General features: G+C 37.5%; 14 protein-coding genes. 10 read left to right on the forward strand and 4 right to left on the reverse strand.

Features of this window, described 5'->3' with window-relative positions; all coding sequences use genetic code 11:
* Positions 1–757: 757 nt before the first annotated feature.
* The 4 genes from gyrB to coaBC all read left to right on the forward strand — a co-directional run bounded on the left by gyrB (position 758) and on the right by coaBC (position 7,170).
* Complete coding sequence (gene gyrB / locus ACFIK0_RS00555; protein WP_273790211.1) at positions 758–3,190, forward strand: DNA topoisomerase (ATP-hydrolyzing) subunit B; 2,433 nt, start codon at positions 758–760, stop codon at positions 3,188–3,190.
* 118 nt (positions 3,191–3,308) lie between these two features.
* Positions 3,309–4,091 (forward strand): bifunctional demethylmenaquinone methyltransferase/2-methoxy-6-polyprenyl-1,4-benzoquinol methylase UbiE, encoded by a 783-nt coding sequence (ubiE, locus tag ACFIK0_RS00560; protein WP_273790210.1) that lies wholly within the window; start codon positions 3,309–3,311, stop codon positions 4,089–4,091.
* A gap of 2 nt (positions 4,092–4,093) precedes the next feature.
* The gene (gene ubiB / locus ACFIK0_RS00565) at positions 4,094–5,680 is read left to right on the forward strand and encodes a 2-polyprenylphenol 6-hydroxylase (protein WP_273790209.1); all 1,587 of its coding nucleotides are present in this window, start codon (positions 4,094–4,096) and stop codon (positions 5,678–5,680) included.
* Positions 5,681–5,748: 68 nt separating this feature from the next.
* A complete protein-coding gene (gene coaBC, locus ACFIK0_RS00570) occupies positions 5,749–7,170 on the forward strand; it encodes a bifunctional phosphopantothenoylcysteine decarboxylase/phosphopantothenate--cysteine ligase CoaBC (RefSeq protein ID WP_375630590.1) in 1,422 nt (473 codons plus the stop codon).
* Between the two features lie 1,873 nt (positions 7,171–9,043).
* Here the strand turns inward: coaBC and ACFIK0_RS00575 are convergent.
* Positions 9,044–9,763 (reverse strand): sulfate transporter family protein, encoded by a 720-nt coding sequence (locus ACFIK0_RS00575; RefSeq protein WP_375630592.1) that lies wholly within the window; start codon positions 9,761–9,763, stop codon positions 9,044–9,046.
* A gap of 973 nt (positions 9,764–10,736) precedes the next feature.
* Between ACFIK0_RS00575 and accD the strand changes: the two genes are divergently transcribed.
* The 6 genes from accD to tsaE all read left to right on the forward strand — a co-directional run bounded on the left by accD (position 10,737) and on the right by tsaE (position 19,156).
* Entirely contained in the window at positions 10,737–11,657 is a 921-nt protein-coding gene (gene accD / locus ACFIK0_RS00580; RefSeq protein ID WP_375630594.1) for an acetyl-CoA carboxylase, carboxyltransferase subunit beta, read from the forward strand.
* 4 nt (positions 11,658–11,661) lie between these two features.
* Positions 11,662–12,981: a folylpolyglutamate synthase/dihydrofolate synthase family protein gene (locus ACFIK0_RS00585; RefSeq protein ID WP_273790205.1), complete on the forward strand. Its 1,320-nt coding sequence runs from the start codon at positions 11,662–11,664 to the stop codon at positions 12,979–12,981.
* A 43-nt stretch (positions 12,982–13,024) separates the two neighbouring features.
* Positions 13,025–14,023 (forward strand): complex I NDUFA9 subunit family protein, encoded by a 999-nt coding sequence (locus ACFIK0_RS00590; protein WP_375663328.1) that lies wholly within the window; start codon positions 13,025–13,027, stop codon positions 14,021–14,023.
* A 713-nt stretch (positions 14,024–14,736) separates the two neighbouring features.
* Complete coding sequence (gene ahcY / locus ACFIK0_RS00595) at positions 14,737–16,134, forward strand: adenosylhomocysteinase (protein ID WP_375663329.1); 1,398 nt, start codon at positions 14,737–14,739, stop codon at positions 16,132–16,134.
* A gap of 34 nt (positions 16,135–16,168) precedes the next feature.
* On the forward strand, positions 16,169–18,634 hold the full coding sequence (locus ACFIK0_RS00600; RefSeq protein WP_375663330.1) for a PAS-domain containing protein: 2,466 nt from the start codon (positions 16,169–16,171) through the stop codon (positions 18,632–18,634).
* Between the two features lie 51 nt (positions 18,635–18,685).
* Entirely contained in the window at positions 18,686–19,156 is a 471-nt protein-coding gene (gene tsaE, locus ACFIK0_RS00605) for a tRNA (adenosine(37)-N6)-threonylcarbamoyltransferase complex ATPase subunit type 1 TsaE (RefSeq protein ID WP_273790201.1), read from the forward strand.
* Positions 19,157–19,847: 691 nt separating this feature from the next.
* On the opposite strand, the gene trxA is transcribed toward tsaE, so the two are convergent.
* The 3 genes from trxA to addB form a co-directional block, all read right to left on the reverse strand.
* Complete coding sequence (gene trxA / locus ACFIK0_RS00610) at positions 19,848–20,171, reverse strand: thioredoxin (protein ID WP_273790200.1); 324 nt, start codon at positions 20,169–20,171, stop codon at positions 19,848–19,850.
* 177 nt (positions 20,172–20,348) lie between these two features.
* Positions 20,349–23,825, reverse strand: a complete 3,477-nt coding sequence (addA, locus tag ACFIK0_RS00615; RefSeq protein WP_375663331.1) for a double-strand break repair helicase AddA — start codon at positions 23,823–23,825, stop codon at positions 20,349–20,351.
* A gap of 2 nt (positions 23,826–23,827) precedes the next feature.
* Positions 23,828–26,947 carry a double-strand break repair protein AddB gene (gene addB / locus ACFIK0_RS00620; protein ID WP_375663332.1) on the reverse strand — a complete coding sequence of 1,040 codons (3,120 nt, stop codon included), beginning with the start codon at positions 26,945–26,947 and terminating at the stop codon, positions 23,828–23,830.
* Between the last annotated feature and the right edge of the window lie 24 nt (positions 26,948–26,971).

The raw sequence follows: 26,971 nt of genomic DNA on the forward strand, positions 1-26,971 counted from the left end.
CATCGTTGTAAAATGAGTTTGGAAACATTGAGAGATGTTCCTTAAAAAAGCGCGAGAATATCAGCGCAATGGTGCTTTGTTTTAAATGAGGGACGTAACCTCCATTACAGGAATGAGAAAAACATAAAGCGTAAGATAATGCGTCATCACCCTCATTATTCAAAAACATCACCGTAGACGTTTTTTAAAATTGTAAAGTTGAATATAAAAGATGATCGTGGAAACGTATTTTTATATTTACGCGTTTATATTTTCCTCAAATGAGGCTTTTTTCACATTTTAAAGATGACACAAACCAATATACACAATATTTTCGCCTCAATCTAACATACAAAAGTTTGAACTGCTTAGAGAGCTCGTAACCTTTGTTTTAAATATATGGTAGAATTAGGATTGAAAATTGATTTATGGATAAAACAAGTAAGACCTCTGTTAGAGTAACACAAAAATGCATAACTAATTTTAAAACATTACGCATATGCAAAAATAAACAAAGTAAATAGCATCGTTTTATGAAACAACTTTTTGTATAAGTCAAAAGTGTTTATTCGCCTTATATCACCGCCCTCGTGTTTTACAGCATAACAGTACACTATCATTTCATCATTCTCTCCATTATATATCGACAGATATTGAATCTAGATCTGATATACGGTAAATATTTAATGTGGTTATTCCATAAATAACTGATCAGAACATTGAGCTTTGAAAAAAGCGGATAAAATATTGTAAATTGAACACAGGAATGGACTAACTTATGAGTGATGAAATAACCTCACCAGTACAAAGCAATAACTATGATGCCGCTTCTATCAAAGTTCTCAAAGGTCTTGATGCTGTACGCAAACGTCCTGGTATGTATATCGGTGATACTGATGATGGATCGGGTTTACACCATATGGTCTATGAAGTTGTAGACAATGCTATTGATGAAACTCTAGCCGGTCATGCTACTCTTGTAAACGTCACGCTCCATGCTGATGGTTCTTGTTCTGTTCGTGATAATGGACGTGGAATTCCGACAGATATCCATCCAACAGAAGGTATTTCTGCAGCTGAAGTTATTATGACACAGCTTCATGCCGGCGGAAAGTTTGATCAAAACTCTTATAAAGTTTCAGGCGGATTACACGGTGTTGGTGTCTCTGTTGTGAATGCATTATCCGTTTGGCTTAAATTGCAAATCAAACGCAATGGTAAAATTCATGAAATATCATTTACCCACGGGGTAGCTGATGCTCCATTAAAAGTTATTGGCGATTGCGATAGAGAAAGTGGAACAGAAATCAGATTTTTACCAAGTTCTGAAACTTTTACTATGGTTGAGTTTGATTTTGAAACTTTGGAGCGCCGCTTACGGGAATTAGCCTTTCTAAATTCTGGGGTTTATATTCTTCTTGTTGACGAGCGTCATGCTGATATTAAATCAGTTGAATTGCATTATGAAGGTGGATTAACGGAGTTTGTCAAATATATTGACCAATCAAAAAAAGCCCTGCTTGATAATCCTATTTATATTGCAAGTGAAAAGGATGGTATGAGCGTTGATGTTGCCCTATGGTGGAACGATTCCTATCATGAGAAGGTCTTGTGTTTTACCAATAATATTCCTCAGCGTGACGGTGGAACTCATTTGATAGGTTTCAGAAGTGCCCTTACGCGCCAAATTAATGGCTATGCTGAATCTTCAGGTATTGCTAAAAAAGAAAAAGTGAACTTAACCGGTGATGACTGCCGTGAAGGATTAACAGCTATTCTTTCTGTCAAAGTTCCTGATCCAAAATTTTCTTCACAAACAAAGGATAAGTTAGTCTCTTCTGAAGTGCGCCCTATTGTTGAAAATTTGGTCAATGAAGGTCTTTCAGTATGGCTCGAAGAACATCCTCATGAAGCAAAACTTCTCATTAGTAAAGTGGTAGAAGCTGCAACAGCGCGTGAAGCAGCGCGCAAAGCACGTGAACTCACAAGACGAAAAGGGGCACTTGATATCACTTCTCTGCCAGGAAAGCTTGCCGATTGCCAAGAACGTGATCCTGCAAAATCAGAAATCTTTATTGTCGAGGGGGATTCGGCTGGCGGTTCAGCAAAAAGTGGGCGCTCACGTCAAAATCAAGCAATTTTACCCCTTCGTGGTAAAATCCTCAATGTTGAACGAGCACGTTTCGACCGCATGCTCTCATCTGATATGATTGGAACACTTATTACAGCTCTTGGAACGTCTATCGGTAAAGATGAATTTTCACCGGATAAATTACGTTATCATAAGATTATTATCATGACGGATGCGGACGTTGATGGAGCCCATATTCGAACTTTGCTGCTTACTTTCTTTTTTAGACAAATGCCTGAATTGATTGAACGTGGTCATCTTTATATTGCTCAGCCTCCTCTTTATAAAGTATCGCGTGGAAAATCTTCCCAATATATTAAAAATGAAGCAGCGTTTGAAGAATTCTTGATCGATACTGGATTAGAAGAAACAACGCTTGAGCTTTCAACGGGAGAAGTTCGTGCAGGGGCTGATTTGTATCAACTCGCTAAAGATGCTCGTATATTACGTCAACTTTTAAATGGTCTTCATACCCGTTATGATCGTAATATTGTTGAACAAGCAGCAATTGTTGGCGCTTTTAATCTTGAAGTCTTTGCATCACAAGAAAAAGCGCAAAAAATAGCAGATACTATAGCACACCGCCTTAATCTGATTGCTGATGATATGGAACAAGGTTGGAGTGGACAATATACAGCAGATGGAAGTTTATGTTTTGAGCGTATTTTGCGTGGTGTTAAAGATGTTGTTACGCTTGATGTGGGACTTATAAATTCAACTGATGCACGTCAAATTGATCGCATTTCCCAAAATTTTATCGACATATATCATCCTCCTGTTCTTTTACGTCGCAAAGATAAAACAGAGCGTATTTTTGGTCCTATGAGCCTCTTAGAAAGCATTTTTACAAACGGTAAAAAAGGTGTTACTCTTCAACGTTATAAAGGTCTTGGGGAAATGAATGCTGAACAACTTTGGGAAACAACGCTTGATCCCAATGCACGTTCTCTTTTACAAGTAAAAATTAATGATGCAACCGATGCAGATTCACTTTTTTCTCGTCTCATGGGTGATGAAGTTGAACCTAGACGTATTTTTATTCAAGACAATGCCTTAAACGTTGCCAATCTTGATATCTAAAGGTACTCTTCTGTTTTTGGCTGTGTAAATGTCGTAGTTTTATACGTTGTTTTTTCGTAGTTGAACATTCCCTCTCTATTTCATTTACGATAAAAGAAAAATAAGGAAGATCATATACATGGCAATTGAAACAGAACGTGTAGGAACCAAGGGTGGCATGGAGCACTCTTTTGGTTTTACAAGAGTAGATGAAACGCAAAAACAATCCATGGTGGATGGTGTGTTTCATTCTGTCGCTGAAAATTATGACAAGATGAATGATATCTTATCCTTAGGGCTACACCGTGTGTGGAAAAATTCCATGGTTGCTTGGCTTTCCCCACCAGCACTTTCTCATTGGAAAGTTCTTGATGTCGCTGGCGGTACAGGTGATATTGCTTTTCGTATTCTTAATGCTTCACGCCAAAAAGCCCATGCTACAGTACTTGATATTAATGGCTCAATGCTCAGCGTTGGCAAAAAACGCGCACAAAAAAATGGTCTTGCCCCTCTGATTGATTTTGTTGAAGCCAATGCAGAAAATCTACCTTTTGAAGATCAAAGCTTTGACGCTTACACGATTGCTTTTGGAATTCGCAATGTTCCTCATATTGATCAAGCTCTTAGAGAAGCTTTTCGTGTTTTAAAGCCCGGTGGACGTTTCTTATGTTTAGAATTTTCAAATGTCGAGATGCCTTGGCTCGATAAAATTTATGATCTTTGGTCTTTCCATGCTATCCCTACGCTGGGTCAATTTATCGCAAATGATGGCGATGCTTATCGTTATTTGGTTGAATCTATCCGCAAATTTCCTAAGCAAGATGATTTTGCCCATATGATCAAGCATGCGGGGTTTTCGCGGGTATCGTACCGCAATCTCACCGGTGCGATTGCAGCGCTGCATTCAGGTTGGAAAATTTAAAAATGGTGCAAATTTCCCCTTACTTTCAATTGATGCGTGCAGGATGGGTTTTAACACGTGAAGGTGTTTTAAGTGCTCTTCCTCATGATGATCTTCAAGGATTTCCAGCGCTATGTCATCGTATAGCGGGCGCATTAGCAAGACGCAAAACAAAAAAGAAACAGCGATCTGAAAATATTTCGTATGCCATTAATAAGCTTGGACCCTCTTACATAAAACTTGGTCAATTTCTTGCAACAAGGCCTGATATTGTCGGCCATGATATTGCGAAAGATTTGTCACAACTACAAGATCGCGTCCAAACATTTTCTTGTACCGCCGCTATTGCTCAAATTGAAAGTTCTCTTGGTCGCTCTATTGATGATTTATTCGTAAATTTTTATCCCCCCATTGCCGCCGCTTCTATTGCTCAAGTTCATCCAGCTGAATACAGTGATGAAACTGGCCATACGACAAAATGTGCTGTAAAAGTTATTCGTCCCAATATCAGAGCACGTTTTTCTAAAGATCTTAGAGGATTCTATCTCATTGCTCATTTACAAGAGCGCTATATCCCTGCCTCTCGAAGGCTTCGTCCTGTTTGTGTAGTGGATACTTTAGCACAAACAACACGGCTTGAAATGGATTTACGCCTAGAAGCAGCAGCTATATCTGAAATGGCTGAAAATATTCAACATGATACAGGCTTTCGGGTTCCACGTATTGACTGGGAACGGACAGGACGTAATGTCCTTACAATGGAATGGATTGATGGTATAAGAATATCCGAAACTTCCAAACTTAAAGAAGCAGGTTTTGATTTGAAGGCGCTCGCTATTACGCTTATTCAATCTTTTCTTCGCCATACATTGCGTGATGGTTTTTTTCACGCCGATATGCATCCTGGTAATTTATTTGTAGATGAAAAAGGATGTATTGTTGCTGTTGACCTAGGCATTACAGGAAGGCTTGGTAAAAAAGAAAAGCATTTCCTTGCTGAAATCCTTTATGGCTTTATTACCCGCGATTACCATCGGGTTGCACGCGCCCATTTTGAGGCAGGTTATGTTCCTTCACACCATAATATTGAAAGCTTTGCGCAAGCCAACCGCGCTATTGGCGAACCAATTCACGGACAATCAGCACAAAGCATTTCCATGGCTAAATTGCTCACTTTATTGTTTGAAGTCACTGAATTATTTGACATGCAAACGCGACCTGAACTTTTATTGTTGCAAAAAACGATGGTTGTTGTGGAAGGCGTTGCCCGCACATTAGACCCCACTTTTAATATGTGGAAAGCTTCTGAACCCGTTGTCAAAGAATGGATTAGTAAAAATTTAGGACCCGTAGGCGTTGCCAAAGACTTTAGTGAAGGAGCACAAGCTCTCCTTTCGCTGGCACGCAAAACACCACAATTGGTTCAAAATTTCCAACGGATAGAAGAAGATTTTAATCAAATGAGAAAAACAGGTTTTAATCTTTCTCCTACTACCCTCAAACAACTTGCTGTGGAACAAAGTCATCGAAACCGTTATGGTCGTTATAGCCTTTTCATCATTGCACTTTGTTGCACTTTTCTTACTTTTTACTTTTTTCATCTTTTCTAATCTCCTTAATATGCTAAAAATATCAACAATGAAATCATTGCAATCATTTTATTTCTTGGAGGTATTTTATGGCCAGTATTACCATTCGTAACCTGTCTCCTGAAACCAAAGAAGCTTTGCGTATACGCGCCGCGCAAAATGGTATTTCTATGGAAGAAGAAGTCCGACGCCTTTTAAGCAATCCCACTCCTCTCACCACACAACCCCTTCATGCTAGTGCTGTTGAAGTGAAATCATTGAAATCAAAATCTCTCCTTCTTATTATTGGTGGAAGTATTGCATCCTATAAAGCACTTGATTTGATTCGCCGTTTACAAGAACGTGGAGCACACTTAAAAGTTGTAATGACAAAAGCAGCGCAAAAATTTATTACGCCTTTAGCCGCTGAAGCTTTAAGCGGTGGTACTGTATATACTGATTTATTTTCACGCGAAGAAGAACATGATATTGGACATATCCGATTAGCACGTAATGCTGACCTTATTATTTTAGCCCCTGCTACAGCCAATCGCATTGCAAAAATAGCCAATGGCATAGGAGATGATCTGACTGATTGCATTCTTTTAGCGGCACGCTGTCCACTCTTAATTGCACCCGCCATGAATCCGTCCATGTGGGCGCATCCTGCCACTATTCGCAATGTTGCACAACTGCGCGCAGATGGCGTTCATATCATCGGACCAGAAATCGGAAATATGGCTGAACGTGACGAGATAGGATATGGGCGCATGAGCGAACCTTTAACTATTGTTGCTACCATAGAGGCTCTTTTGAATGGGCATGAAAAACCTCTCTCTGACCGCCATTTCATCGTTACCTCTGGCCCTACCCATGAACCAATTGATCCAGTACGTTATCTTGCTAATCGGTCTTCAGGTAAACAAGGCCATGCCATCGCAACCGCTCTTGCGCATTTGGGTGCAAAAGTAACACTTATTTGTGGACCTGTTAATCTTGCAGACCCACAAGAAGTAAAAACCATTCATGTTGAAACAGCACAACAGATGTTACAAGCCGTTCAAACCGCATTGCCTGCTGATGGTGCCATCTTTGTTGCCGCTGTTTGTGACTGGCGCAGTCAAACGCAGTCTTTACACAAAATTAAAAAGAATGCTCATAAAATACCACCATCCCTTCATATGGTCGAAAATCCTGACATTTTAGCAACGATTGGACACGCTCCAAACCGCCCCTCACTGGTCATTGGTTTTGCTGCAGAAACATGTGATATCATTGCCAATGCGCAAAAAAAATGTGTTGAAAAAGGAGCTGATTTCATTCTTGCTAATGATATTTCTCTTCAACTAGATGGTACAGGTGTCATGGGTGCTGATACAAATCAAGTTTATCTCGTAAGTAGAAAAAAAGTTGAACAATGGCCCCATATGAGTAAACAACACGTAGCGCAAAAATTAGCAAACGTGATTGTATCATTTTTTGCCCCCAAAACACCTACTCCTCATGAGGAAAATATACCCCTTTGCAAATAATAACTCTTCAAACGCGTTGATATTAAAAAAACCTATAAAATAGAACTGACAATAGGTGTCTATCCATCTCGATTGTTATACAATATTTTTGATTTATAATGATAATCTCGCATTGTTCATATTAAATTAGAACCCAAATATCGTAAGATTCTCTCATTTCCAATCTCTCTCATGTTAAAGCAATAAAAATCATTTTCTTGCACATTGCAAACAAGGATAGCTGTATGAATACAAAACGTTTAAGAAAGAACTAAAAACGCTTATAATGGACCGTCTCAAGAACCAAGGGCCGTCTCGGGCAACACTGAGGATGATGGTGCCAGCGTGCTCTTTTTATTAAGCGTAAAGATAGTGATGCCCTATAAGTTTTATATTATTCACGAAAGCTTTACCCTTATACCATTCATGGGCGCGATTGCGAAATGGGTGTGACGAGCGTTGGGAAATATTTTTTTAAAATCCCGTATCACCTTAGCCTTCATAAAAGTAGGATCTCTTGCACCACTGTCTCCCCAGCTTATAAAAAAACAAGCTATCATTCACTTTGGCTACCATCAATTTTGACAAAGCTCTTGCACTGGATAAAATTTATAAAAAGCATTTTCTTTCTTCAATGTTTTTATCCCCATATTGGTCATATTTATGATATGCAAATAAATGATTTTGATTGTTTCATGATGAGAGCAGCTAATGAGAAAATATGATAGCTTTATTTGGAACTCTTATTCACTATGAAAAATAATATATAAATCAATATATTATAATATCTCAATGCAATTTAAAGCATATCTCACACTGACGCTTATAAAGAGTATAGACAAAATTCATTGCACCACTGTCTAAACTGACGCCTTTATTATTTTCCTCAGTGATCGGTCTTTAAGATTAAATGTGTGTGTCCTCTCTCCAGCACACCAAGACCACAAAGACTAGAATTTTATCCATGATATCCTCACATTGTAATGATTCATGAAAAGCATTTTTATTCCTCTATCGAAAGCCTTGTATCCATACATTGGTCTCGTCTATAATGTGCAAGTAAATAATTTTTTGATGTTGAATAGAGACTTTGAAATTAAAGAATATTTCTATATTTTGGATTCTTATTCAAGTTGAAAATGATCAATTCTCTTCATAAATTAATGGTGTTATTATCTAAAAATTATTTGATACAGTGCACCACTTGTACGAAAAGTGCTTCAATGAATTCTTATTTCATTGCACTTATAGCTTTTAAAATCTCATCATTTTTAATCATCAGTGGTGTCTCTCATTCTTTGCCTCTTCTTAAGAAAGAGCTCTTCCATGGGATCGGACGGTCAATCGCCTAAGCTTATTTTTTCCACCATATTAATCATTTTCTATCTGTTGCCAAAAATCAGAATATCTACGGCGCTACTACGTTACTCCTATATAACTACGTGCTTGTTTTACACAGATATCTTTCAATAATTGCCAAAACACTCTTATGAAGAGTATACACTCTCCATGAATGGTATAAAATACTTTATGCTATCCATTTTTACTGAAATATAAGGTACAAAGCGGCACCATCATACTCTTTTTCAGTTTTCAATGCGACGATAATGTTTGCATTAAGAGGATTCATAAAAGATATTTCACGCCTTTTTGAAAGTACTCTTATCTGCACACCACCTCCGTTTATGACATATTAACAAACGATTTCAATTGATCTAATATGAATAGGACTAAAATGAGAAATCCTCATGATATTTAGGTTTTTCACTCATGTTGTGAAACAATAAATTATCATTATAAATCAATATATTGCTTTAATAAAAGATAAAGTATAAAATTTTATATTATGCTTTCTTTGGCTAGCAATTTTTATTAACCTTAAAGCCAAGGAACACTATTTTTGTGTAATGCGTGCCATGGTCTTTTGGGAAAGCATTTTGTGTAAATATGTCATAAAGGCGGCTGCAAAAAGCGGTGTTGCTAAATTAAGAATTGGAATTGAAACAAAAAGCGCTATCAATAATCCTGCACCAAAAACCGTTGTGTAATGAGTATGTAAAAAAGCACGTGCATCTTGCTCTGTTCGAAAACGATAAGCAGCAAACAAGAAATATTCATGACCGAGCAAATAACCATTAATAAGATAAAAAGCAATTAAATTAATACCTGGTATGAAGAATAAAATAAAAGCAATTCCATTACCAAGAAGGCTTAAAATAACAAATTTAAAGGAAATGATAAGAGAACGCCGAAACGGCAAAGCTTGTCCAATAGGCTCGTTTGGGTAATCCTCTTTTTCAATAATTTCAGCAGCAGAGTCAATGAAAAAACCACCAATCATAGCTGCGATTGGTGCAATCAAAAAAGCCAACAAAAGAGCCAAACCAAGATTAAAAATGATAAGCATGCTAAAACCAATCCATCCTGCCCAACTAGGGAGTCCAGGAAGAAATTGTGCAATCCAGGGCCAAAAGTAAGACACAAAAAGTTGGTGCACACATAACCATAAAATGGTGAGAGTGAAAAAAGTAACCCCCAATGCTTTCAGTATCATAATACGATATTGCGAGGTCAAAAGACGTTGTAAAGCACGATAAGCAGCAGTAAAAATCATAGATTAATAAACTAAGGAAAGACGCAAAAAAAACAAGAAATATATTTAAAGAATGTACTGTATAATTTTTTCTTTCTTTGAACTACAAGATTTTTTTCAAGAACATTATAAAAAACGGCTAGGGCTTCTTTGTTTAAAATAAAGTTTTAATGAATAGAAATTTTGAATTTTAAAAACCAAGAAGAATTCAAAAAGCAGCTGTTGTAGAAGAAATTTTTAATATTTTTGTACAGAGTGTAGATTATTGCATTTGTATGCTATATGTAAAAAATTAAGGAATAATAACTATTTGGGAGGAAAGTTGTTTACTTTTATTTATTCAGTAGAGTTGTTTAACTTCGTTTAGCTACGTGCTTAATTGTTTTGCACAATTCCTAATACTCTGTACTTTTCTACTATTTGGCGGCATGCTTTTTCCTCTTGTTTTTATTCAAAACAATATTGAGTTCAATGGAATAGGAGTATTTTGAGCGTATTCAATTTTAATTGTAAAAAGCATACGCTTTAAAGAAACCTTTTGAAAAAAACCTTGCTCTGATGTTAGCGTTTCGCTAATATAGCGTTGTCGTATTCATTATCTTTAATGGATTATTTTAGCCTTGTTAGCGCCTTATACTATAAGGTTTCTTTTCTTCAAAACTGTTGATACGAATGATTAATTGGATATTCATTTTTATTAAAAAATAAGGCGTTTGTTAACCACACAAGGAGTGAATTTTAATACCAAAGTAAAAATAAAAAAATGTAAGTTCTTAAAACTTATGAGAAATTTATTATAGGAAATACTCTTCATGATGCATATGATTGTTATGATATGGGAAAAATTAAAAATTAAAAAACAAGCTATACGTACACTGATAAAAGTATTAAATAGACTCCTTTGTTCAACCGGTAAAGCAAATGTGACTGCTTAAGTTCTATATTCTTTCAAATCATGCAAAAGATGCACAATATTTAAAGGAAGGTTATAAAGATGAACTGGATTACAAATTATGTTCGTCCTAAAATTAACTCTATATTGGGGCGCCGTGAAATTCCAGAAAATCTATGGATTAAAGATCCTACCAGTGGTGAAATGATCTTCCATAAAGATCTGGAAGCTAATCAATTTGTAGCTCCCAATTCTGGCCATCATATGCGTATCAGTGCTAAAAATCGTCTCATGCATTTTTTTGATGATGGTGTTTATACAACTCTTGAAAATCCAAAAGTTGTAACAGATCCTTTAAAATTTCGTGACGAAAAACGCTATATTGACCGGTTAAAAGATTATCGTTCTAAACTTGGTGTTGATGACAATATTTTAAGTGCACGTGGTACGATTGAAGGCTTACCAATTATTGCAATCGTTCAAGATTTTGCCTTTATGGGTGGATCACTCGGTATGGCTTCAGGAGAAGCTATTATCAAAGCTTTTGATACTGCTATTGCTGAAAGGCGCCCGCTGGTTCTTTTTGCTGCTTCTGGTGGTGCACGCATGCAAGAAGGAACACTCTCGTTGATGCAAATGCCTCGTACAACAGTAGCGATTGAAATGTTGAAAGAAGAAAAACTTCCCTATATTGTTGTGCTGACCAATCCAACCACCGGTGGTGTTACTGCTTCTTACGCCATGCTTGGTGATATTCACATTGCCGAACCTGGCGCTATGATTGGTTTTGCTGGTCCACGTGTAATTCAACAAACTATACGCGAAACCCTACCAGAAGGTTTTCAAAGTAGTGAGTATCTGCTTGAACATGGTATGATTGATATGGTTGTATCGCGTTTAGACATGAAAACAACCATTGCACGTCTTTTACGCTTGATGATGAAACGCCCTGCTGTTTTTAACCCTTCTGATCCATCCCCAACAGACTCTCAAACATCGCTTTCTACAACAAAAGCAGCTTAAATTTATGCAACAAAGCCAAATACAAAGGGTGGTGGATGATTTACTAAAAAATTATCCGAAAAAATTTGATCTTTCTTTAGAGCGTATTGTTCACCTTTTAGAGCGTCTTGGTAATCCACATTTAAAACTTGCACCTGTTATTCACATCGCTGGAACAAATGGCAAAGGATCTGCCTCAGCAATTTGCCGTGCTCTTTTGGAAAGTGCAGGCTACCGCGTTCATGTCTATAGCTCACCTCATCTCGTCAACTGGAATGAACGCTGCCGGTTAGGTCAAAAAGGAGGTGGTCAACTTGTTACAGAAAACCAATTAGCTGAGACAATCCATGAAATTATAAAAGTAAATCGTCAAGAGCCGATTACTATTTTTGAAATTTTTACAGCCGCTGCCTTTATGCTGTTTAGTATACATCCAGCTGATGTTGTCATTTTAGAAGTTGGATTGGGAGGACATTTTGATGCTACCAATGTCGTTAACAAACCAGCTGTATCACTTATTATGCCCATTGATTATGATCATGAGATCTTTCTTGGAAAGACAATTGCTCAAATCGCTTTTCAAAAAGGAGGGATTATCAAACCAAACGTTCCTGTAGTCATTGGAAAGCAAAATTATGAAGAAACTCTTGCTACTCTAATACCCCTTGCTAATAAAAATAAAGCATCTTATTCTCTATTTGATCAAGATTATCAAAGTTATAAAGAACATGGACGTATGGTTTTTCAAAACAATCAAGGTCTCATGGATCTTCCCCTTCCTAACCTTATTGGAGACCACCAAGTTGCTAATGCTGGCGCGTCTCTTGAAGCAGTCTTTCAAGCAGGTTTTCAACTTTCAGAACAAGCCATAAATGATGCTTTGAAAAATATTTATTGGCCCGCACGAATGCAACATCTTACCCAGGGACATTTGGTTGATCAACTGTCTCCTAATATCGATTTATGGTTAGATGGTGGTCATAATCCTGCTGCTGGAAAAGTTATTGGAGCAGAACTTGCACAATGGAGAAAAAAAACAGATCGTCCTATTATTATGATTGCTGGCATGCTCAATACCAAAGATGCTGTCGGTTATTTTCGTTCCTTAGCAAACCTTGTCGATAAAGTATATACGATACCGCTGATTAACAATAATGCAAGTATCTCTCCAATAAACTTAGCTGAATCAGCGCAAAAAGCAGGAATCCTTGCTACTCCACAAGCTCATCTACAAGATGCTTTGCATAAGATTAAGGTGGAATATAAAGAGGCAATTGTCCTTATTGGTGGTTCCCTTTATCTTGCGGGCGATATTTTGCGTGACAATAAAACACCTCCGTGCTAAAAATTAGCCATTTTTAAAACTTTGAAAGATAGACTTTTTCATCATGCAACTTGATTGTGCACTTTATCAACATCCTAAACTTATTACTGTTTTTGGCGGATCTGGTTTTGTAGGACGACATGTCGTTGAAACTTTGACTAAGCGGGGGTATCGCGTTCGTATCGCTGTTCGTTGTCCACAAAAAGCTTATTACATGCTTCAAATAGGAGAAGTAGGACAAACCCAAATGCTTAAAACAGATATCAAGCATCGTGCTTCTGTTACACGCGCATTGCTTGGAGCTGATGCAGCAGTGTTTTTGCCTGGTAGCTTAAAACAAGCAAATCAATCGAATTTTAAAAAAACACAAATTGATGGTGTTTACAATGTTGCTGAATTAACAGCAGAAACTGGTATTCCGCTAATCTATATGTCAACACTTGTGGCTAACGAGAATGCTTCATGTCTTTATGCACGTGTTAAGTTTATGGGTGAACAAATCATTCATAACAAGCATCCTCAAGCAATTATTATCCGTCCATCCGTTATCTTTGGACCAGAGGACTGTTTCTTTAACACCTTGGCAGATTTGTCACGTTTTTTACCAATTATGCCTCTTTTTGGAGGTGGGCAAAGCAAATTGCAACCCGTGTATGTTGGTGATGTTGCTGAGTTTATCGCGCGCGCTTTAGATGGACAAGTTTCTTGGGGAAAAAATTATGATCTTGGTGGTCCCCAGATTATCACCTTCCAAAATACTCTTGAAAATATACTCAAAATTATTCACCGTAAAAAAACAATCCTATCCATGCCCCTTTCTGCTGGTCTATTGATTGGAGGAATTTTGGGAACAGTCGGTAAATTGCCTTTTGTACCAACACTCGTAACAGCCAATCAGATACGTTTTTTGCAAATGGATAACATTGTTTCTAAAGAAGCTATAGAGAATGGATATACTCTAGAAGGTGTGGGAATTACCCCCAGAGCAATGGCAGCATTCTTGCCAAGTTATCTTTGGCGATTTCGTCCACATGGTCAATTTTCCCAAAACCTATTCGTTTAGAATAAATTCTTCTAAAACTGAGTTAATTATTTGATTTATAATTCATCGCTCGTTGTTAGCAGTTTTAAAATCAGAGTGTTCAATAGAGTGATGTTTTTACATTTTAAATACTCTATTCAGTATCACAAAAAATGTTTAATCGTATATCTATAGTCTTTTGATAAAAATCTTTGAAAACAGAAGAAAAGCACTTCTTATAAACTGTCTTTATCCAAGAGCAGATGCAATATTGGAATCCTAAAGAACCGATTCTGAATTGCCTATTCATAAACATGATAGCCTATGGCTTTGCATTATATTATTTTGCTAAAAAGCTTAATAATGAGATTAAAGTAATACTTCCTTTTTCAACAACCGCATAAGTGAGTAGAATATGGGTATACTACTTTCGATATTATCCCATAAAAAATCGATATAAAAACTGTGAAGCAATGCACCATTTTTATTATTTAAAAGGTATTCCCTCTAGAGATTTTTAAAAGCTTTAAAGTTACGTGAAAAGGATAGAGTTTTGTTTATATAATAAGACTTATCATGAAGATCTCTTATTCTGTTAGTAACATCACTACTCAGATCCGTAAATGCATATTTGTTGCACAAATTTATGGAGATTTTAAAAGAGCTTTTTCACATAGAGAAGTCCTCTTCTTGTCTTGCATTTTTTTTTAATTTCTCCTACCGTCTTGGAAAAACTTATTTTAAAGGAATGAAGAATGGCAGCTCAAGATTTTGTTGTCAAAGATATTGCACTTGCCGCTTATGGTCGTAAAGAACTTAATATTGCTGAAACTGAAATGCCTGGTTTGATGGCTTGTCGTAAGGAGTTTTCTTCCAGCCAACCTTTGCGCGGAGCGCGTATTTCTGGCTCATTGCACATGACAATTCAAACAGCTGTTTTAATTGAAACATTAAAAGCCATTGGCGCCGATATACGGTGGAGCTCTAGCAATATTTTTTCTACGCAAGACCATGCAGCAGCAGCTATCGCCGCAACTGGCATTCCTGTATTTGCCGTTAAGGGTGAAACATTGGAAGAATATTGGACTTATATAGATGCAATCTTCCAATGGCCAGATGGTAATCCTTCCAATCTTATTTTAGATGATGGAGCTGACGCCACAAACTATATTTTAATGGGAAGTCGTGCAGAACAAAATAAAGATATTTTATCGCATCCCAAAACAGAAGAAGAAGAAATTTTTTTCAAACAAATACAAAAGCGTATGTATGCAACGCCAGGTTTTTTTACACGACAGCGTGCAGCAATTAAAGGTATAAGCGAAGAAACCACAACAGGTGTAAACCGTCTTTATCAGTTACAAAAAGAAGGACTTCTACCTTTTCCTGCTATTAATGTTAATGATAGCGTCACTAAATCAAAGTTTGATAATAAATATGGATGTAAAGAATCATTGGTTGATGGTATTCGACGTGGAACAGACGTGATGATCGCCGGTAAAACTGCCATTGTCTGTGGTTATGGTGATGTAGGTAAAGGTTCAGCAGCATCTCTTTCTGGTGCTGGGGCTCGTGTTAAAGTAACAGAAATTGATCCCATTTGCGCTCTTCAAGCCGCTATGGATGGCTATGAAGTTGTTAATTTGGATGATGCTGCTTCCAGTGCTGATATTATCATCACGACAACAGGCAATAAAGATGTTGTTCGTTTAGACCATATGCGACAAGTAAAGGATATGTGTATTCTTGGAAATATTGGTCATTTTGATAACGAAATCCAAGTCGCTGCCCTTAGAAATTTGCCATGGACAAATATAAAACCACAAGTTGATATGATCACCTTTCCCGATGGAAAACGCATCATTTTGCTCTCTGAAGGGCGTTTGTTAAACCTCGGGAATGCGACTGGGCATCCTTCTTTTGTCATGTCAGCCTCGTTTACTAATCAAGTTTTAGCGCAAATTGAACTTTTTACCCGTGCAGAACACTATACAAATGAAGTCACTGTTTTGCCTAAACATCTTGATGAAAAAGTTGCACGTCTACATCTTGATCGGTTAGGAATAAAATTAAGTGTTTTATCAGAAGAACAAGCCGCCTATATTGGAGTCTCACCACAAGGACCTTATAAACCAAACCATTACCGTTACTAATACGTTTCCTTGGGTTAAAAAAGGGAAAGATGCCGTGCCTAGCTTTGGTGACTATAACCCCAAAGAAAAAGCTCAAAAAGTGATCCGAATCTATACGTATATATTTTGCCTTTTTTTCTTTTTTTCTCCAACATGCGCTGTTGCTCAGTCATTGGAAGGTTATTTACCATTTTTCTTCACTTTTCCAAATAGTCCATGGCTGCTTTTAGCGCTGTGTGGAGGAATTTCTTGTGCTTCACTTCTCTCGTGCATAGCTGTTACCGTGCGTGCAAAAAAAACTGCACAGAAGCCTTTGAAGATACTTCAGGCAAATTTTTCTGAAAAACTTAAATATTATGAATGGCTTCTGAAAGAAACCGAGCAATTCCTTCTTATTTGGGAAAATCCAACAACCTTACCCCGTGTTGTTGGTGCTCTTTCTGCATTGCAAAAAATAGGAATCGATCAGAAAGATTTTCAGCGTTTTGAGCTCTGGGTTGAAGAAAATTCTCTGCGAGAACTTGATTATGCATTGACTCAACTACGTTGTAAATGTCACCCTTTTGATCTTTCTATCACCACCACAAACAATGTACTGCTACAAGTTACAGGAGTCATCGCAGGAACAGTCGCTATTGCTCGTTTTCAAGATATCTCAAAACAACAGAGTGAAAATGCTCGTTTAGAGAAAGATATAGCCCGCCTTCTTACTGAACTGAGAATGCAGCGTAATCTTCTTGATCTTATTCAAGAGCCCGTATGGATAAAAGATTGTGAAGGAAAAGTTTGTTTTATCAATCGCGCCTTTAGAGAAATGACAGACTTTCCTGAAGACAGTGATGACGTGGGGGATCTTTTCAATGAAAATACACAACGCAAAACAGATGAAACAGAAACAATTTTTCAAGAACATGTTCATACGGTTATTGGTGGAGAACGGCACCGTTTTCATCTCACACGTATTACAACAGCTGAAGGAATGGCAGCTTTTGCACGTGATGACAGCGCATATGAAAATCTTGCTCATGAATTAAGATATGTTCTTCAAAGCCATTGTGAAACACTTGACCAAATTTCAACAGCTGTAGCCATTTTTGATACAAACCAAAAATTAAAATTCTGTAATCATGCTTTCAAAATTTTATGGCCGTTGGAGAGTTCTTTTTTAGAAAGTGAACCAAGCCATACATTGTTTCTTGAACGTTTACGTGAAAAGGGGCTCATTGCTGAACACCCTGATTGGCGCGCATGGAAAGAAGAACTTTTAAAAGCCTATTGGCAAACAGAATCAAACCAACAAATTTGGAATCTTCCAGATGGGCGTACGGTGCGTGTTGTCTCGAACCCTCATCCACAAGGAGGTGTCACTTGGCTTTACGAAAACCTTACAGAAAAAATTGATCTTGAGCGCCGTTATAATACACTTATTAAAATACAAGGTGAAACACTTGATAAACTTTCTGAAGGCGTGGTCGTTTTTGGTACTGATGGACGCCTTCGCTTATCGAATCCTGCCTTGTCGAAATTGTGGTCTCTTCCTTATAATTTACTGGTAGAAGGAACCCATATTACACAGTTACAAAGCCATTGTTCAGCCTTAACCTTGGGGACAGAATGGGATCAGTTTACCAAGTTCATTACCGGTTTTGCTGAAAAACGTGAAACATTTTCAGGTCGTATAGATCTTAAAAATGATATGATTATTGACTATACTTTGGTCCCTCTTCCTAATGGACAAACGATGCTTACTTTTGTGAATGTTACGGACACTGTTCATGTTGCGCGTGCTCTTCAAGAAAAAAATGAAGCATTAGAAAGTGCTGATCGTTTGCGTAATGAATTTGTCCAACATGTTTCTTATGAATTGCGCACACCTCTCACAAATATTATTGGATTTTCCGATATTTTACGTGATCAAATTTTCGGCTCTATCAATGAACGTCAACAAGAATATCTTGAACACATTCATTCAGAATCAGGAACTCTTTTAAATATTGTTAACGATATTCTTGATCTTGCTACCCTTGATGCAGGCATTATGGAGTTGGACATAAAATCGGTTAACATTGCCGATGCTATGATACAAGCAGTAGCACGCGTAGAAGATCGCCTTAATGAACGTCATATTACGCTTTTACAACAAATTTCCCCTTCCTTAAATTCTATTTCTGCTGATGAAAAACGCTTGCATCAAATTTTTGTGAATGTACTGAGCAATGCTATTAATTTTGCAACGGAGGCGAGTACTATTGAATTTTGCGTCGATGAACAAGATGATAACATTGTCTTTAGCGTTCACAATCAGGGCTCTGACATCCCAGAAGACGTCCTTGATCGTATTTTTAAACGTTTTTCTTCCCATTCACACCATGGTGGGCGTGCGGGAGCGGGTCTTGGCCTTTCCCTTGTGAAAAGTTTCGTTGAACTACACGGTGGACATGTTGAAATTCTTACCGGTTCTGGAAAAGGAACAACAGTTAAATGTTTTTTCCCACTCTCCAAAGGAGATAAGATTTTTTAATTTTAACTTTTATGATAACAAAAATTTTTCATCCATTTCATGGAACTTTTAATGAATTTTAGTTTTTTTCTTGAAAATGAAGAGGCAACAAAGCTTTTTGCACAAAATTTAGCTCTTTCTTTAAAGCCAGGAGATCTTGTAACGCTGCAAGGGGATCTTGGAACTGGAAAGTCAACCATTGCACGTACAATCATCCAAACACTTGCAAACGATAACACTATGGATGTTCCAAGCCCTACTTTTACTCTTGTGCAAAGCTATCAACTTCCAAAGTTTGAAATTATTCATGCTGATCTTTATCGCCTTTCTATGGCAGAAGAAATTGATGAATTAGGGCTTCATGAAGCTCGTGAGAAAAATATTTTACTTGTTGAATGGCCAGAAAGAAATACAGCTCTTTTAGAGCTTGCCACTTTTGCACTCACCTTACACTATAAAGAACATGGGCGTCATGTAACAGTTAAATCAGCACAACATTCCATTGAATGTTTGCAACAGTCTTTTACAATTCGTACATTTTAAAAAACATAGATATAATCATGGGCATCATCATTTTTTTAGTTGGTAATATCTCAGGATATACCTATGAAATTTGAGATGATGAACAACATAAATAAGGCTTCATGGAGGCACCGACCATGGAAGATGAAACGAAGTGCTGACTCTTTCATATAACAATGACATAAATTGCAAAGGACAGCCGTTAATTTATAGGAATTCATCAATTTATTTTAGAGAATCTGATACCTACAATTTTGATTCTAGAGAATAGTATAAGAGAATTTTAAATTGAAGTGGTAACCCTTTAGAAGAGCATTCTATAACCTGTAGTGAATTGCTTGTTTCTTTCTGCTTAAAAATTGTGAGCTTCAGAAAAGTAATTTGCAAAGTTTTTGCTTAAAATCTCCTTTTATGTGTTGAAAGCACTATCTATCTCAATAGTCTTATCTAAGATAAAAATACCTTTATGAAATTATCATTCACCCAATATTTTTTAACACGCATATAAGGAAAGAATTGCCTATATTCTTCATACAAAGCAATTTTTTATAAAAATGGTCAATTGAATCATGCATAAAAGCACGAATTCTTAAATTCATTTAAAATTTTGATTTTTATTGTCTTTTCATTATAATATAATGCAAAAAAGAATATTTTAAAAAGTCAAAAGGAGAGACAAAACTTCTCTCCTTTATAGTGATTATATGTGGAATTAACTAAGCCCATCTTTTATCCATTCAGAAAGACGTCCTTTAGAGGTAGCGCCAACCATATTCGATGAAATATTTCCATTTTTAAACATTAATAATGTAGGGATAGAACGTACTCCGTATTGGGTAGCCAGTTCCGGATTTTCATCAATATTTACCTTAGCAATTTTAACTTGATTTTGCATTTCTATTGAAATCTCATCCAACATTGGAGCAATCACTTTGCAAGGGCCACACCATTCTGCCCAAAAATCAACCACAACAGGGGTGGAAGAGGTTAGAACTTCACTTTCGAAATTGTCCTTATCAACTTTTATACACGTCATTGATTTATCCTTTATATTCACTTTTTATAGATTGGTATAATAACAATTCATATCAAGTTATTGCAAAGATAAATTATTAAAGGACTTTTTTACACTAGAGATTGTGCATTGTGTTTGTTTGGGCGATTTTATGAAAGTAAATAAAGTGTAAAGATGATTTGCAAGGAAAAGAGTAGCTTATAAAGCAACTTCACTAAGAAATGCCTCAAGTTTTTCTGGAGGAAGTTTAAAAATTTTGGCTTCTTTACTGTAGATAAGCAGAGCCTGGATATCTTTATCGGGATGAATAGCTTGCAACAATTTTCGGTAAAGAGCCATTTGCAACCAGTGATGGGAAGCAATAGCAGCTTCATTTTCTGGTGGGGTTCCTGTTTTAAAATCGGCAAAGATAATGCTGTTTTGCGTGATGTAAAGACGGTCAATTTGACCAGAAATTGCTTGTTCTTTTCCACGAATTTTCACAATACCCATTAAGGAGACCTCAGCACGTGAATGCTCAGAGAAAAGGGGCTTGAGGTAAACATGATCTAATATTTTCCAAACATGGCGAAGAGCATCTTCTCTTTGGCTTTCATCCCAATGAGAGGCTTTGATATTGAGATAGTTTCGAGCATAATCTCGACGTTTTTGTGGGGGACAATCGGGTAAGTATTGTAACAATCGGTGAACGAGATTACCATATTCAATGGAAAAAGCCCTGTTGGTATTTTTTTCTCCCAAAACAGGCGAGACGCTATGATATTTTGAATTAGAAGAAATATCGGTATCAGCCTCAATGGAAAGACTAGCAACAGAGGGTCTCAACGGTTTTGGTAGCACTGGTTCTTCTGGTATTTTATGGGAGAAAAAAGCAGGTAAAGGTGGTAAGGTTTGGCATTCAGCACAAGGGACTTTTGAGTTTATAGAAGCAGAAGAAGCAGGTGTAATGCAATAACGCAAAGCTGCAATATCTTCCGAAGAATCTTTTATAGCAAGGGCATGCGGTTCGAGGGCTTTTTTTACGAGTTGTAACCATGTATGAGATGGCGTTTTCGGGCCTTTATATCCACAAATAAACAAGCGATCTTCAGCACGTGTCATTCCTACATAAAGAAGACGCCTATATTCTTCTTCTGCACGCTCTTTTAAATATGAAATTGCTTGTTTAGAGAGTTTTGTATCAAACTTTTCATTGGGATGCCAAATAAAGGCTTGTTTTCCATTCCATTGTGCATTGTTTAAAGGAACTTTAAGCAAGTGAGGCGCATGCTGAGGATGCCAAATCGCACTACCTGGATCGACTAAAAACACAACAGCAGCCTCTAGTCCTTTTGCAGCATGAACAGTCATAATGCGAATTTCTTCATTACTTTGTTCAAATTCACGTTTAATTTCTGGTTCGCTTGCACTTAATGTTTCTAAAAAAGCTTGTAATCCTGGTAATCCTGTTTTTTGAATAGTGAGCGTATAATCCATAAAAGCATCGAGCACATCATTTGCTTCAGATCCTAAACGAGACAGAATTTTTTGTCTTCCCTTATCATTATTCAAAATATGGCTATAAAACTCGAAAACCGGTATTTTATCCACTAAAGCGCGATAATGGTTTAGCTTTTCAAAAGCATCTTTAAAAGATGCCAGCGATGATGCGTGCGTAAATAAGCTTTGCCAAAGAGAGCCGGTGCGGTGTGCTGCAAGCTGATAGAGTTCCTCTTCACTAAGAGCAAAAAGTGGGCTTTTTAAAACACAAGCAAGAGAAAGATCATCTTGTGGCTGTAAAACAAAACGTGCAAGCGCCATTAAATCACGGATACTAATATGTTTGGTAAGCTGTAAACGATCAGCTCCTGCTACGGGAATATTACGGTGTTTAAGAGCACGGGAAAGAGCTGAGACAAATTGATCACGTTTACGGACCAAGATCATAATATCACTTGCACGTATTAAGCGTCCTTTTGCTGGAAGCATTTCGCCTTTTTGTAACCAGTCGGCAATCGTTTCAGCAATTTTTTCTGCTAAACGCACTTCAGGTGTATCTAAATGATTAACAGTTGTATGCCAATCTTGAGGAAAGTCACTCGTTTCTTTGGAAATGGCATCCCATATAACAACTTCACCGGGACTGTGAACACGAATAGCTTCATGCACCGTTTTTGTATTTTCTGCCGAAAGTCCTTTATAGTTTTCTGGTGTTTCAAAAACAAGATCAACACTTTTAAGAACATCTGCTGTAGAGCGAAAAGAATAATGCAGTTGTATTTTTTCAAATTGCTGATTTGTTTGCTGCACTTTTTTTTGAATAATTCGTCCATTTGCAGCAAAATTTTCTGGAGCAGCGCCTTGAAAAGAATAAATAGATTGCTTTTCATCTCCAACAGCAAAAAGAGTGCGTATGTTTGTTCGTTGGCTATACCCTGAAAAAAATTCCTGTGCCAACAGTTGAATAATTTGCCATTGCTCAGGGTTGGTGTCTTGTGCTTCATCAAGTAGAATATGATCAAGTCCCTGATCAAGTTTATAGTGCACCCATTGGCTTGCACCTTTGCGCTGTAACAAATGAAGTGTACGCTCAATAAGATCATCAAAGTCTAAGAAGCCATTGGACTTTTTTAGATTCTTATAAATTTTGAGATAAATAGCACAAAGCTGAAAAGCAGCCATATTGAGAGTGGCAACCTTTGCGCATTGATATTTTTCTAAAAGAACAGAAAGCTTGTTTTGTTTATCTTCAAGCATTTGTTGAATAAAAGGCCAAATTTCGTCTGATTTTTTACGAGATAAATTTGAAAAATTACGCGGCTCACCTTTGATTGTAAAATAAATATCAGAAATAATATTGAGAATATTTTTCTCATCATGCACCTTTTCTAATTGGGAAAGTTTTTCCACCATATCCTTAAAGCTTTGACTACCATTGATTTCACAATGCTTAAGAGCATAAAGAGGAAGGCGCGCTGTTTGTTTAATTTGTTCCAGCAGATATTGATTTGTTTCATTGGGCGCTAAGTTAAAAAGCGCGCGCAATTTTTCTTCTCCATTTTCAGATAAAAGAGAAGATAAAAAATCAGACAATTTATGTTGCTTTTCAACTGCTTCATAGAGCAATTGGTTAAAAGTATGTTCGCTAATAACTTGAAGTAACTGTTGCAAAGCAGGTTGTACATCACGACGGGCTAAAAGTTGACGACGGGATTCTTGTCGTAATTTTTTTCGACCGATATCATCGGGAAGTTCAAAATGCCCTGCAATATTGGCTTCTAACATAAATTGATGTAAGAGAGCTTCACAAAAAGCATGAATCGTTTGAATTTTTAAGCCACCAGGCGTTTCGAGAGCACGCGCGAAGAGTTGTCGTGCATAAGTTAGTTTTTGCGCATTAACAGGCTTTTTTTCAAACTGTGTTAAGGTTTCTTGCAGCTGTGCATCATCGAGCTCATTCCAACTGGAAAGCGTGCGAAAAATTCGTGATTGCATAACAGCAGCAGCAGCTCTTGTATAAGTAAGGCATAAAATACGTGCTGGAGGCGTACCGTTTAAAAGCAAACGGATAACACGTTCGCTTAAAACGTGGGTTTTTCCAGATCCAGCATTTGCAGAAACCCACACGTTTTTTTGGGGATGTGTTGCTGTTGCTTGTGCATCAAGAGCGGCTTCAGGAATAGAAAAAAACGTCATGATTACTCTTCTTTATGAAAACCACTTGACCATTCCCACAACCGAGCCAAATGGTCGTAGTCACCTTCATATCGTTTTGACATGGGGACAGCATGTGAGAGATAACCTTGTTGTGGATTTTGATAATAAGTTATGAGTGCGATAAGATTTTCCCATGCATTTTCAGCAAGATCAACAGCACTTAGATGAGTTTTTCCGTCTTTTTTCTTTAAAAGAATTGATTGGGATTTAATTTCACCTTTTTTGTTAAGAGGAATGTAAAATAAATTTGAGGGGGTAAAATCTTGAAAATCTGGGAAGCCCCCTTGTATGAGTAAAGCTGTTTCTAAAGCCAATTGCGGAAATAATAATTCACGAACTTGTTTTGATGAAGGAGGGGTTCCGGTTTTGAAATCTAGAACTTCAACCGTTTTATCTGGCAAAACATCAAGACGATCAGCACGTCCTGAAAGGGTTACTCCTGTTGTTCCTATAGGAATTTTCTGTGATACCACTTCCGAATATCGCTCTCGCAGTCCTAAACTTTGTTCCCATTGAATAAAGCGTGGAGCAAGGTTTTCAAAACTATTCCACCAAATTACTTCAATATCGGGTGGAAAATTGAATTTATCAAACTCTTTACGCCCAATAGCAAGCAGTACACTGAGTGCATTTGCAGCATTTGGATTTTTCATTTGTGTGCAAAAAGCTGCAAGAATAGCGTGATAAAGTGTTCCTCGTTCTGAAGCGCTAGGATCATGAATAAGTTCTTTAAGTGGTTTGAGCCTTAAGATTTTTTTAGCATAAATAGCATAGGGATCATATCGCAATGTTTCTATTTCAGTAACTGAAAAATGACGCGGGCGTATATCAAGAGGCGGAGAAGGGCAAGGACGTTCCACCTCAGAAGTTATGCTTGTATGATCAAGCATCTTTGCCCAATGGCGTAGTATTTCACCTCGTTCACGGATTTGTTCCCAAACCTGTTTTCCTACAACTGTTTCCATGCGTTGTAGCCAGCGTGAAGGAATGGAAGGCGTATGATTAACGCGCAATGCGCGACTCATCACCACTTTTTCCATTCCCATCGCCCATTGAAAATCATGCGCAGAAATACCAATACGCTGCTCTGGTGGTTCCAGAGTTAACATCATTTTCATCGGTCGCGATAAAAAAGCATCATTTCGGGTTGATATCGGCCATGACCCTTCATTAAGACCGCCGATGACCACTGTATCAACCGTTTGCAAACGCGATTCCAAAGTACCCCAGATGAATAAACGTGGATGTCCTCCAGGCGAAGGTGCGACGGAACGGGTTGCTATTATGGCAGAAAACATAGCAGGCCATTCGCAAAGATGAAATGTTAATCCTGATTGATCACTGACCAATTCACGCAAAAAATTTGATAGGGCTTGTCCAGCTTCATGTTGATAAAGATGTGCAAGAGAATTATCCTCATTGCGACCAAAATTTTCAAAAACCTCAACAGTTGCTATTGCAGCCTCATTGATGGTGCATTCTTTCTCTTGTTTCATAAGAGATGTTAAAGGTTCAACAGCTTTTTTCAAAAGATGACAAAGGAGACGTGCTTCTTCACATTTCTGCTGATCAAGAGCGTTGATTTCAGAACTATTATGAAAGTATGTTTCAATCCATTTTTCAAGAAATTGATCACACTCGCAAAGATTGATGCGCCCTGTATTCCCTCGAAGAACAAAAAGTTCAAAATTTTCTGCCATTTCCCGTAAACGATGACGGTTTTGTTGGAGTGTTGTAAGGGGATGTTTAAGAAGAGAAAGAAAAGCAATGGGATCATCAGCTTGCAATACATTTTCTAAAATAAGTCGTAAGAGAGTTACAGGCAATGTTTGTGCAAGTGGTATTCCGCCTGAATCATTTGCTTCAATTCCAAATCGCTGTAATTCCACAGCAACACGGCGTGCTAAATTACGGTCATTTGTAATAAGGGCTGCAGTTTTTTTGGGTTCTTCAATAGCTTTGCGTAAGGTAACAGCTATCGCAAGAGCTTCTTCACGTTCATTTATAGCTTCAATAAATGACCAATCTGCACAAAGATTTTCATAATCATCACGGACAATTTGTACCCATTTATCTGTTGTAGAAGCTGGTCGGAGTGCTTCTGATAAAAGAGCCATTCGTCTTTTCTTTGTGCTACTCTGTTGGCCAATTTCGCAAACATGATGACGTTGACACTCCATGAGAGTTAGAAGTTTTTTTAAATGATATTGAGGATGGCTAAAAACATTTTCTGCAGGATCAAAAAAATCACAAGCTGTTTTTTCTTTATTGCTTGTGCTTAGTGCATTCCATTGTTCTTCATCCATATGAAGATCAAGACCAGGAAGAACAACAGCCCCTTTGGGCAGAGAAGATATAACCTTTAAAAGATGAGAAACTGCGGGCATAGAACCTGACACACCAGCTGCAATGATCGGTTTATCAGGCTGCATGCATCGCAAAGTTTCTGCATGCATTGTGAGTACTTGATTACGCCATTCAGCGGGATTACTTCGTTGTTTTTCTTTCAAGATTTTTGGCCAATTTTGCGTAACAATAGTCAAGAAATCGAGCGTTATTTGCCACCATTCAGCGACCATATCAGGTGCAATATTTTTAAGTTCTGACCAATCTGCTCCTTCTGCTTCAATTTCGTCCATCAAATGTGCTAAATCTTGCGCAAGCCAAATCGCATCAGCACTATGAGCCGGAATAAGTACATCTTCTGTACCAAACATGGCACGCAGATGCGCAGGCAAATTTTCACGCCATGGACGGATAAGGCGCGCTAAAAGTAAAAGACGTTCGCTTTCTCCAATAGGTGGATCGAGAGCGCTGGTATGATTTTCAACAAAAAGAAAACTGTCTTCATCGACATCTCCTAGAGCACGAATGGTTGGCAAAAATGTTGATTGTGTATCACTTCTTTCAACAAAGGCTAAACGCAAAGCGCGAGCAGCACGACGTGTCGGAACATAAATAAGGCTATCGGCAAGGGCAGTTTGAATGTCTCCACTTGAAGCGAAATTATCAATAAGGCTACCAGAAAGTAGTGCATCAACAAAGTGAGGCAAAAAAGCAGTTCCCGGAGAAATAGAAAAGACATGCGGTTTATAGGTCATATGATCTCATATTTGGGATAACAA

Origin of the sequence: Bartonella sp. CL63NXGY, from assembly GCF_042194905.1 — a bacterium.
Lineage (GTDB): Bacteria > Pseudomonadota > Alphaproteobacteria > Rhizobiales > Rhizobiaceae > Bartonella.

What these genes read in the sequence shown, in the direction of transcription:
- addB (WP_375663332.1), bottom strand. Translation starts at nt 26,947, where the DNA reads ATGACCTATAAACCGCATGTCTTTTCTATTTCTCCGGGAACTGCTTTT.
- ahcY (WP_375663329.1), top strand. Translation starts at nt 14,737, where the DNA reads ATGGCAGCTCAAGATTTTGTTGTCAAAGATATTGCACTTGCCGCTTAT.
- tsaE (WP_273790201.1), top strand. Translation starts at nt 18,686, where the DNA reads ATGAATTTTAGTTTTTTTCTTGAAAATGAAGAGGCAACAAAGCTTTTT.
- gyrB (WP_273790211.1), top strand. Translation starts at nt 758, where the DNA reads ATGAGTGATGAAATAACCTCACCAGTACAAAGCAATAACTATGATGCC.
- ubiE (WP_273790210.1), top strand. Translation starts at nt 3,309, where the DNA reads ATGGCAATTGAAACAGAACGTGTAGGAACCAAGGGTGGCATGGAGCAC.
- ACFIK0_RS00575 (WP_375630592.1), bottom strand. Translation starts at nt 9,763, where the DNA reads ATGATTTTTACTGCTGCTTATCGTGCTTTACAACGTCTTTTGACCTCG.
- coaBC (WP_375630590.1), top strand. Translation starts at nt 5,749, where the DNA reads ATGGCCAGTATTACCATTCGTAACCTGTCTCCTGAAACCAAAGAAGCT.
- ACFIK0_RS00585 (WP_273790205.1), top strand. Translation starts at nt 11,662, where the DNA reads ATGCAACAAAGCCAAATACAAAGGGTGGTGGATGATTTACTAAAAAAT.
- ACFIK0_RS00590 (WP_375663328.1), top strand. Translation starts at nt 13,025, where the DNA reads ATGCAACTTGATTGTGCACTTTATCAACATCCTAAACTTATTACTGTT.
- accD (WP_375630594.1), top strand. Translation starts at nt 10,737, where the DNA reads ATGAACTGGATTACAAATTATGTTCGTCCTAAAATTAACTCTATATTG.
- addA (WP_375663331.1), bottom strand. Translation starts at nt 23,825, where the DNA reads ATGACGTTTTTTTCTATTCCTGAAGCCGCTCTTGATGCACAAGCAACA.
- ubiB (WP_273790209.1), top strand. Translation starts at nt 4,094, where the DNA reads ATGGTGCAAATTTCCCCTTACTTTCAATTGATGCGTGCAGGATGGGTT.
- trxA (WP_273790200.1), bottom strand. Translation starts at nt 20,171, where the DNA reads ATGACGTGTATAAAAGTTGATAAGGACAATTTCGAAAGTGAAGTTCTA.